At 73.9% G+C, this 9,922-nt stretch carries 5 protein-coding genes and 1 pseudogene; all 6 read right to left on the bottom strand.

The features are described 5' to 3' along the window. Positions 1-198 (bottom strand): annotated as a pseudogene (locus IE94_RS0121970) (N-acetylmuramoyl-L-alanine amidase); the annotation flags it as partial. Between the two features lie 588 nt (positions 199-786). Further along, positions 787-3,270: a ComEC/Rec2 family competence protein gene (locus IE94_RS0121965; RefSeq protein ID WP_030186920.1), complete on the bottom strand. Its 2,484-nt coding sequence runs from the start codon at positions 3,268-3,270 to the stop codon at positions 787-789. Positions 3,271-3,503: 233 nt separating this feature from the next. Then, positions 3,504-4,586, bottom strand: coding sequence for a ComEA family DNA-binding protein (locus IE94_RS0121960; RefSeq protein WP_030186919.1), 1,083 nt, complete (start codon positions 4,584-4,586; stop codon positions 3,504-3,506). Between the two features lie 178 nt (positions 4,587-4,764). Further along, entirely contained in the window at positions 4,765-5,610 is an 846-nt protein-coding gene (locus IE94_RS0121955) for a DegV family protein (protein WP_030186918.1), read from the bottom strand. Positions 5,611-5,700: 90 nt separating this feature from the next. Further along, positions 5,701-6,438, bottom strand: coding sequence for a hypothetical protein (locus IE94_RS0121950; protein WP_030186916.1), 738 nt, complete (start codon positions 6,436-6,438; stop codon positions 5,701-5,703). Positions 6,439-6,606: 168 nt separating this feature from the next. Next, positions 6,607-9,516, bottom strand: coding sequence for a leucine--tRNA ligase (leuS, locus tag IE94_RS0121945; protein WP_030186915.1), 2,910 nt, complete (start codon positions 9,514-9,516; stop codon positions 6,607-6,609). Positions 9,517-9,922: the final 406 nt, after the last annotated feature.

Below are 9,922 nucleotides of genomic sequence, written 5' to 3'. Positions count from 1 at the left end.
CTGGTGGCCCTTGCGGCAGATCTTTACGGTGGCGGCACTGCCCCGGGTCACGGTGTGGTGGATCATCACCCCGTGCACCGGCCCCCAGGCGCCCTTGTGATTGCGGTTGTGGTCCCGCCAGTCGCCGACCTCGACGACGGTGAGGCCCTCGTCCCTCAGCGCCTTCAGGAAGCCGCCCGCGGACATGGGGGCCGCCATCACACACGCTCCGGCCGCGACCGGCCGCGTCGGTGTACGCCGCGCTGGGGGTGGTCCTCGCCGAGCCGGTGCACCACGGGGTGCCACGGCCTGGCCGTGGGGGGTGGGGGCATGGGTTTCTCCTTCTGCCGGTCGGACGGGCGTCCCGTCGCCGAGCCCGTGGTGGTGAAGTCGGCTAGTTCCGGGGCACGTTGGGGCGTGTGGTCTCGTGGGGGGTGGGGGGGCGACCGCGGCCGGACGCGTCGGCTGCACGGCACGGTGACGTCGTCCGCGCTGATTGGAAAATTCCCGGTGTCAGCCCGGCCTACGCCTCCCGGGACACAACGGGGACGGGAACCACACGCGATCCGGCGGACACCGTGCCTCGCGGCGGACGGACACCGTGCCTCGGGGCAGACGGACACCGTGCCTCGGGGCAGACGGACACCGTGCCTCGGGGCGGGCGGACACTGTGCCTCGCGGCGCCCTGGCACCTGACCCCCGGCACCTGACCCCCGGGCACCCGGCACCTGACCCCCGGCATCCGACACCCGGCACGACTGACGCGGCCGGCGTGCCCCTGGCGGTGACGCGCCTTCCCTGCCTCCCTCACTCCGCCGCCACCCGCAACTCCCTTCCTGTACCGGCGACCGCCACCGCCCCGTCCCGGTCCGTGCGCAGGACCGTCGCTCCCTGGGCGCGCAGTGCCGAGACCGTGCCGGGCGCGGGGTGGCCGTAGGTGTTGTCCTCGCCGCAGCTGATGAGCGCCAGCCGAGGGGCGACCTCGCGCAGGAACGCGAAGTCCTGGTGGGCGGAGCCGTGGTGAGCCACCTTCAGGACATCCACGCCCTCCAGCTCCGCCGCCGCCGGGGAGCGGGCCAGCTCCCGCTGGGCCGGGGGCTCCAGGTCGCCGAGGAGCAGCAGGCGCAGCCCGGCCGTCCGGACCAGGAGGGTGACGCTGGCGTCGTTGGGGCCGCCCTCGGTGCCCGCCGGCGTGGTCCCCGGTGGGCTCGGCGGGGGCCACACCACCCGCCAGGACAACGGGCCGGAGCGCCGCTGCTCCCCCGCTGCCGCGTGCCGCAGCGGGACGTGTCGCCCCGCTGCCTGCCGGTGGACGAACTCGGCCTGGTCCGACGGCTCTTCGAGGGCGGTCGTCTCGATCGCGCCCACCGAGCGGCCCCGCAGCACCCCGGGCAGTCCGGCCACGTGGTCGGCGTGCAGGTGGGTCAGCAGCACCAAGGGCACCCGGGTGACGCCGAGGGCGCGCAGGCAGTGGTCGACCAGAGCCGGGTCGGGGCCCGCGTCCACGACCACGGCCGTCCCCTCTCCCGCCGCGAGGACCAACGCGTCGCCCTGGCCCACGTCGCACATCACCATCCGCCAGCCCGGCGGGGGCCACCCCTTGATCACCCGGGCCAGCGGGGGCGGCTGCGTCACCGCGAGGACCAGCAGCAGGGCGCAGACGCCGCACCACCACGGGTGCCGCGCCAGGCGTCGGCCGGCCAGCAGGACGCCCGCCGTGGCGAGGGCGAGCTGCGCAGCCCCGCCCCAGCCGCCGGGCCAGTCCACTCCCGCGCCGGGCAGCGCCGCCCCGGTGCGGGCGATCCCCGCGATCCACTCGGCCGGCCAGCCTCCGCACCAGGCCAGGCCCTTGGCCAACGGCATCGCCGCCGGCGCCGTCGCCAGCGCCGCGAAGCCGAGCACCGTGGCCGGGGCCACCGCGAACTCCGCCAACAGGTTGCACGGCACCCCCACCAGGCTCACCCGCTGGGACAGCACGACGACGACCGGAGCGCACAGGGCCTGCGCGGCACCCGCGGCGGCCAGCGCCTCCGCCAGCCGGGGCGGTACCCGGCGCCGGCGCAGCGCCGCGCTCCACCGGGGAGCGACGGTGAGCAGTGCCCCCGTGGCCAGCACGGAGAGCAGGAAGCCGTAACTGCGGGACAGCCAGGGGTCGTAGAGCACCAGGAGCAGGACCGCCGTCGCCAGGGCCGGGAGGAGTGATCTGCGGCGGCCGGTGGCCAGGGCGAGCAGGGCCACGGACCCGAAGGCCGCCGCCCGCAGCACGCTCGGGTCGGGCCGGCACACGACGACGAAGGCGAGCGCGAGCACCCCGCCGAGCAGCGCGGTCGTCCGCAGGTGCAGGCCGAGGCGGGGTGCGAGGCCCCGTCGCTCGCTGCGCTGGGCCAGGCCCGGCGGGCCGAGGAGCAGCGCGAGCACGATCGTGAAGTTGGCACCTGAGACGGCCAGCGTGTGGGTCAGGTCGGTCTCCTTGAACGCCTCTTCCAGCTCCGGTGTGACGCGCGAGGTGTCGCCCACCACGAGCCCCGGCAGCAGGGCGCTCGCGTCCGGCGACAGGTTCTCGGTCGCCTCGCGCAGGCCGGCCCGCAACCCTCCCGCCAGCCGTTGCGCCGTCGAAGGCGGGGCCGACGTCCGCGGCGGCCGACTGCCCGCCCGTACGCGCAGCACCGCGGCGATCCGGTCACCGCCCTTCCTCGGCGGTGCCATCCGGGCGGTGACGCGGAGCCTCGTGGTCGGCAAAAGCCCCAGCCAGCGGGAGGGTGCGGACGACGCGCGGGACCGCTGCGCTCCCTCACCGACGTCGACGAGGACGAGCACCGGCGTCCGGGTCGTCACCGCCGTCCCGTCCGGCTCGCTCAGCCGCCGCACGTCGGCCTCGATCAGCACCGTGGGCGGCACGGCACGCTCGCCCCGGACTCGCGGCCGGGTGAGGCGGGGGTCGGCCGTGACCTCCACCTCCGCGGTGACGGTGGCGTACTGCCGCGCCAGTTCCGGTACGGGCCCCCGGCGCGGGTCCGCGCCGTGCGAGGCGGCCGAGGTGGCGGACGCGGCGACGCAGAGGAGCAGGGCGGCGGCCGGTGCGCGGGACCGTATGCGCGGCGGCACCAGCAGCAGCGCCCCGGCCAGGAGCAGACTGCCCGTCACCACGCCCACCGCCCAGCCGGTCGGCACGTCCAGCACCAGCGCCGCCGTCGCCCACGCCGCCAGGGCGGGCGGCACCAGGCGCAGGTCCACGGGGCCCTCCTGCCGGGGGTGGGCCGCGCCCAGCCGGTGACCGGAGGCGGCGTGCACGGCGGCCCGCGGCGACCTCGTAGTTGGCTCCTCCGGTTCCTCCCTGTCGTCGAGTCCGGCCGGTCGGTCAGACCCGTCCGAGCCGTCCGACCGGTCCGAACGGTCCGAACGGTCCGAACGGTCCGAACGGTCCGAACGGTTCGACCGGTTCAGATGGTCCGGCAGATCCGGCAGATCCGGCAGGTCGGGCAGGTTCGGCCGACTCGACCGGTTCGCTCCCGTCACGTCCGTGTTCATGGCCGTACGAGGTCCCGCAGGTCGGCGAAGCGGCGCTCGCCGATGCCGTTGACCTCGCGCAGTTCGTCCACCGAGCGGAAACCGCCGTGCTGGGTGCGGTAGTCGACGATGTGCTGGGCGAGGACCGGGCCGACGCCCGGGAGGGTGTCGAGCTGGTCGGTGGTCGCCGTGCTGAGGGAGACCGGCGCCGCGGGCCCCGCCGCTCCCGGCGGTCCACCCGGGGCGGAGCCCGCTCCCGGCGGGGGCGCGGAGGCGGGCGCTCCGACGATCACCTGTTCGCCGTCCACCAGGAAGCGGGCCCGGTTCAGCCCGTCGGTCTTCGTGCCGGGCCGCACCCCTCCGGCGGCTCGCAGGGCGTCCGCGACACGTGAACCGGCCGGGAGGCTGTGGATGCCGGGTTCGCGGACCTTGCCGCCGACGTCCACCACGATCTCGGGCCCGGCCGTGGCCGTGGGTGCGGACTCGGCCCCGGGCTCGCTCGTCTTCGCGCGGTCTCCGGCCGTCGGCCCCGGTTTCCCGGCTCCGTACGCCGCCGCCTCCCGCAGCACCTCGGGTGCCGCCACCGGCTGGGTGCGGCCGGACCAGAAGTGCTGCGCCGCGAAGACCGCCGCGAGGACGAGCAGCACGGAGAGCGCAACCACGCTGCGCCGCTCCAGCCCGCACCGTGTCTGCAACCACAGCGGCATCCGCTCCCGCAGCGCCTGCCCGGTCCGCTCCCGCCAGGTCGTCGTGGCACCGTCGGAGTCGCTGAAGTCCGCGTCGCCGAACTCCGCGTCGCGGAACTCCGCGTCGCCGGGGGCCACGGGGCCGGGCACCGGCGGTCCCTTTCCCGCCTCCCCCCGCGCCCTCTCGGGTCCGGCCCGGTCGCATGCCCCGGCGCGCTCGGCGAACAGCGCCTCCGCCCTCCGCCGGAGTTCCTCCGGGGGCGGGTGCCGGCGAACGTGCCGGGCGTGGGAGCGGGGGCGGGCGTGGGCACGGGACCCGGGTGCGCGACGGTGGGCGAGGCGGCCGTCGGAGGCCGGGGCACGGCCCGGACCGCTGGTCGCGGACGTGGTGCGTGAACGTGAGCGAAGAGCCATGCGACGAGGATCGGGCACCTCGACGCCCTCGCGATGATCATGGTCGTTTCCCGGGGACTACCCACGGGTTGTGGAAAACTCCGCCCCCCTCACGGGTGACCCGACCGCACGCACCCCCACCCACCCCACTCCGCCCCGGTCCCCCGCCCCGGTCCCCCGGTCCCCCGACACCCCGCCCTCACCGTGACGAGACCACAACCCCCAACAGCCCCGGCCCCGTATGCGCGCCGATCACCGCGCCGACCTCGCTCACGTGCAGGTCGGCCAGCCCGGGCACCCGGGCCCGCAGGCGGTCCGCCAGGGCCGACGCGCGGTCGGGGGCGGCGAGATGATGGACGGCGATGTCGACGGGCGCGCTGCCCGCCCGGTCGGCGGCGATCTCCTCCAGCCGGGCGATGGCCCTGGACGCCGTCCGGACCTTCTCCAGGGGTTCGATGCGGCCGCCCTCCAGCCGCAGCAGCGGCTTCACGGCGAGCGCGGAGCCGAACAGCGCCTGGGCCGCCCCGATCCGGCCGCCGCGGCGCAGATAGTCGAGCGTGTCGACGTAGAAGTAGGCGGAGGTGTCCGCGGCGCGCTTCTCCGCGGCCGTGACGGCCTCGTCCACCGTGCCGCCCGACTCCGCCGTCTCCGCGGCGGCGAGCGCGCAGAATCCGAGGGCCATCGCGATCATCCCGGTGTCGACGACCCTCACCGGCACGGCGGCCTCACGGGCCGCGACGACGGCCGCGTCGTGGGTGCCGGAGAGCTCGGCGGACAGGTGGAGGGAGACGATGCCGTCGGCGCCGGACTCGGCGATCCTGCGGTAGGTCTCGGCGAAGACTTCGGGGCCGGGGCGCGAGGTGGTGACCGGCCGCCGTTTCTGCAGCGCCTGGGCCAGGGAGCGGGTCGAGATCTCGGTGCCCTCCTCCAGGGCCCGGTCGCCCAGGACGACGGTCAGGGGTACCGCGGTGATGCCGTGCCGCTCCATCGTCCGGGCCGGAAGGTAGGCCGTTGAATCCGTGACGATAGCGACATGGCGGGACATGAGCTGGAGGTTACCTGGCGTAGTGCCCGTACGGCAGTCCGGCCCCGAGGACCGGGCGTTCACAGGGCCGGATCGAGTCGGCGGGGCCGGTCAGGTGGTGCTCTCGGGGCGGGCCTTCTTCTGCCAGGGGTACACGGGGCGCCCGGCCGGCGGGGTGATGGCGGGACGTGTGGCGTCCTTCTCCGCCGGGCCCCGGGCGGTCGATTCCGGCCGGCTCTGCCGGGTGGACGGGGCTTCGGCGGGCGGGGCCTCGGGCCAGGACGAGGGCGCGGCGGCGGGCTCCGTCTCCGTCCAGTGCCGCAGCGCGCCCGCCTCCACGTCGATCTGCGCGCTCAGCGAGTCCAGGTCGTCGTCCGCGAAACGGCGGGCGCGGTCGCGGGCCGCCCAGCGCAGGGAGTCCGCCGACCGGGTGATGCGCTCGGTGCGCTCACGCAGCCCGGGCAGGCGCTCGGCGAGGGTGGCGCGGTCCGGCTCGGACTCCAGCCGCCGCAGCTCGCCGTCCAGCTCGAAGCCGTGCGCGCTGAGCCGCTCGAAGAGGGCGAGGGACTCCTTGAGGGACTCGTCCTCGGCCACGCGCGCGTGCAGCGCGTCCTGCGTGGCCCGCATCGAGGTGCGCAGGGTGAGCCGCAGCTGTGCCAGCTCGGCCGCCGGGCCCACCTGGACCAGGGACTTGGCCCGCAGGGTGTGGTCCTCGACGGTGCGGCGGGCCTGGGTGATGCCGCGGTCCACGCTGCGCTTGGCGGCGCCGACGGCCTTCACCGTGGCGTACACGCCCAGCACCACGGCGAGCAGGAAGAGCAGGGCGAACACGGTGAGCGCTGCTTCCACTGGGCTCCTCCTCCGAGCGTCCGGCCGGCGAGCCGGCAGGCCACGGCACGGCACCCGTCGTGCCGCTCTTCCACGGTAAACGCAGCGGGCAGGCCCAGGGTTCCGCGAGAACCCCGAACCTGCCCGTACCCGACCCGTAGGGGGCGCCCGGAGCGCCCGGGTCACCGCCTACGCCGGAACGATGTTCACCAGCTTCGGCGCCCGCACGATCACCTTGCGGATCCCGGCCCCGCCCAGCGCGGCCACGACCTTCTCGTCGGCCAGCGCGGCCTTCTCCAGGTCGTCCTCGGAGATGGAGGGGGCGACCTCCAGCCGCGCCTTGACCTTGCCCTTGATCTGGACGACGCAGGTCACGGTCTCGTCGACGACGTAGGCCGGGTCGGCGACCGGGAAGTCCTCGTGGACGACGGAGGAGGTGTGCCCCAGCCTGCGCCACAGCTCCTCGGCGACGTGCGGGGCCAGCGGCGCGACCAGCAGCACCAGGCGCTCGGCGACCGACCGCGGGACCGGACCGCCGGCCTTGGTCAGGTGGTTGTTCAGCTCGGTGACCTTGGCGATGGCGGTGTTGAACCGCATGCCCTCCAGGTCCTGCCGGACGCCGTCGATGGCCTTGTGCAGCGCGCGCAGGGTGTCGGCGTCGATGTCGCTCTCCGCGACGTCGGCCACGGACAGCTCGCCGGTGTTCTCGTCGACGACGTTGCGCCACAGCCGCTGCAGCAGCCGGAACTGGCCGACCACCGCGCGGGTGTCCCACGGCCGGGACACGTCCAGTGGCCCCATCGCCATCTCGTACAGGCGCAGCGTGTCGGCGCCGTACTCGGCGCAGATCTCGTCGGGGGTGACGGCGTTCTTCAGGGACTTGCCCATCTTGCCCAGCAGCCGGGAGACCTTCTCGCCCTGGTAGTAGTAGGCGCCGTCGCGCTCCTCCACCTCGGCGGCCGGCACGGCGATGCCGCGGCTGTCCCGGTAGACGTAGGCCTGGATCATGCCCTGGTTGAACAGCTTGTGGAACGGCTCGGCCGAGGAGACGTGCCCCAGGTCGAACAGCACCTTGGACCAGAAGCGCGCGTACAGCAGGTGCAGCACGGCGTGCTCGGCGCCGCCGACGTACAGGTCGACGCCGCCGTGCGGCAGGCCCTCGCGCGGGCCCATCCAGTACTGCTCGATCTCGGGGTCGACCAGCGCCTCGCTGTTGTGCGGGTCCAGGTAGCGCAGCTCGTACCAGCAGGAACCGGCCCAGTTGGGCATCGTGTTGGTCTCACGGCGGTACTTCTTCGGCCCGTCGCCCAGGTCCAGGGTGACGTGGACCCAGTCCTCGTTGCGGGACAGCGGGGTCTCGGGCTCGGTGTCGGCGTCGTCCGGGTCGAAGGTGCGCGGGGAGTAGTCCTCGACCTCGGGCAGCTCCAGCGGCAGCATCGACTCGGGCAGCGGGTGGGCGATGCCGTCCTCGTCGTAGACGATCGGGAAGGGCTCGCCCCAGTAGCGCTGGCGGCTGAACAGCCAGTCGCGCAGGCGGAAGTTGACGGTGCCCTCACCGGTGCCGGTGCGCTCCAGCCACTCGGTGATGCGCTCCTTGGCCTCGACGACGGACAGGCCGTCCAGGCTGACGCCGTCGCCCGAGGAGTCGGTGCTGGACGAGTTCATGATCTTCGCGTCGTAGGAGGAGAAGGCGTCCTCCCACGTCGCGGTGTCGGTGCCGCGGCCGTCGGTCGGCTCGACGATGCAGCGGATCGGCAGCTCGAAGGCGCGGGCGAACTCGAAGTCGCGCTGGTCGCCCGCCGGGACGGCCATGATCGCGCCGGTGCCGTAGCCCATCAGCACGTAGTCGGCGATGAAGACGGGGACCTGCTCGCCGGTGACCGGGTTGGTGGCGTACGCGCCGATGAAGACGCCGGTCTTGTCCTTGGCCTCGGCCTGCCGCTCGACGTCGGACTTGGAGGCGGCCTGCGCGCGGTACGCGGCCACCGCCTCGGTCGGGGTGGCGTGACCGCCGGTCCACGCGTCGCGGGTGCCCTCGGGCCAGGCGGCCGGGGTGAACTTCTCGACCAGCGGATGCTCGGGCGCCAGCACCATGTAGGTCGCGCCGAACAGGGTGTCGGGGCGGGTGGTGAAGACGGTGATGCGCTCGCCGTCGACGGGGAAGTCGACGCGGGCGCCCTCGGAGCGGCCGATCCAGTTGCGCTGCTGCAGCTTGATGGCCTCGGGCCAGTCCAGCTGGTCCAGGTCGTCCAGCAGCCGGTCGGCGTAGGCCGTGATGCGCATGTTCCACTGGCGCAGCTTGGCCTTGAAGACGGGGAAGTTGCCGCGCTCGGAGCGGCCGTCGGCGGTGACCTCCTCGTTGGCCAGCACGGTGCCCAGTCCGGGGCACCAGTTGACCGGCGCGTCGGAGGCGTAGGCCAGGCGGAACTCGCCCAGGACGTCGGCGCGCTCGGCCTCGCTCAGGGTGCTCCACGCGCGCCCGGGGTGGCCCGGTACGGGCCGCTCACCGGAGGCGAACCGGGCGACCAGCTCGGCGATCGGGCGGGCCTTCCTCGCCTCGTCGTCGTACCAGGAGTTGAAGATCTGCAGGAAGATCCACTGGGTCCACTTGTAGTACTCGGGGTCGATCGTGGCGAACGACCGGCGCTTGTCGTGGCCCAGGCCCAGCCGGCGCAGCTGGGACTTCATGTTCTCCATGTTGGCTTCGGTGGACACGCGCGGGTGCGTGCCGGTCTGCACGGCGTACTGCTCGGCGGGCAGGCCGAAGGCGTCGAAGCCCAGGGTGTGCAGGACGTTGTGTCCGGTCATCCGCTGGAAGCGGGCGAAGACGTCGGTGGCGATGTACCCCAGGGGGTGGCCGACGTGCAGGCCCGCACCGGACGGGTAGGGGAACATGTCCATGATGAACTTCTTGGGCTTGGCGACCAGCTCCGGGTCGCCCGCCAGGTCACCCTTGGGGTTCGGCGCCGCGTAGGTCCCCTCGGCGTCCCAGAAGTCCTGCCAGCGTGCCTCGATCTCGGCGGCCATGGCAGCCGTGTAGCGGTGCGGCGCGGCGTCCGCCGACACAGGGGCGGTCGCCGCGGGGTTCGTCTCGCTCATGATCCTCAAAGCTCCATCGATCGTCTCTGCCAGCGGCTGCGACCTTCATGACCAGCGGCTGCGAAGGCCGGGAAATGAAAAATCCCCTCGCACAGGAGGGGACGCCGCGCCGATTCCGGCCTCCGGACTGTGACCGGGGTCGGGACTGATCAGCGCGGCTCGCTAAGCAGAAGGCGTACGGCACGCATGGCGTCAGGGTACCGCAGTCGTCGAGCGGGCTGCGACGGGCTTCCGACGGGCGTGCGGTCGGTGTGGGGTCGGCGTGCGGCCGACCGGAATCCGCGGCCCGAGATCCGGAAACCGGAGACGCGCCCGAACCAAGGTCAAAGGTTACTTCGCGTAACGACCGCTAAGGGACACCAGCCCGAGCGCACTGTCATTTGATAACAACGCAATAACTCAAACC

Origin of the sequence: Streptomyces violaceorubidus (genome assembly GCF_000717995.1) — a bacterium.
In the GTDB taxonomy this organism is placed as follows: domain Bacteria; phylum Actinomycetota; class Actinomycetes; order Streptomycetales; family Streptomycetaceae; genus Streptomyces; species Streptomyces violaceorubidus.
The sequence above is the reverse complement of the archived record's forward strand: the minus strand, read 5'-3'. Positions and strand labels throughout refer to the sequence as shown.

Bases quoted from the DNA above. Each gene is read 5' to 3' on its own strand.
- leuS (WP_030186915.1), bottom strand. From the start codon at position 9,516: ATGAGCGAGACGAACCCCGCGGCGACCGCCCCTGTGTCGGCGGACGCC.
- IE94_RS0121960 (WP_030186919.1), bottom strand. From the start codon at position 4,586: ATGGCTCTTCGCTCACGTTCACGCACCACGTCCGCGACCAGCGGTCCG.
- IE94_RS0121955 (WP_030186918.1), bottom strand. From the start codon at position 5,610: ATGTCCCGCCATGTCGCTATCGTCACGGATTCAACGGCCTACCTTCCG.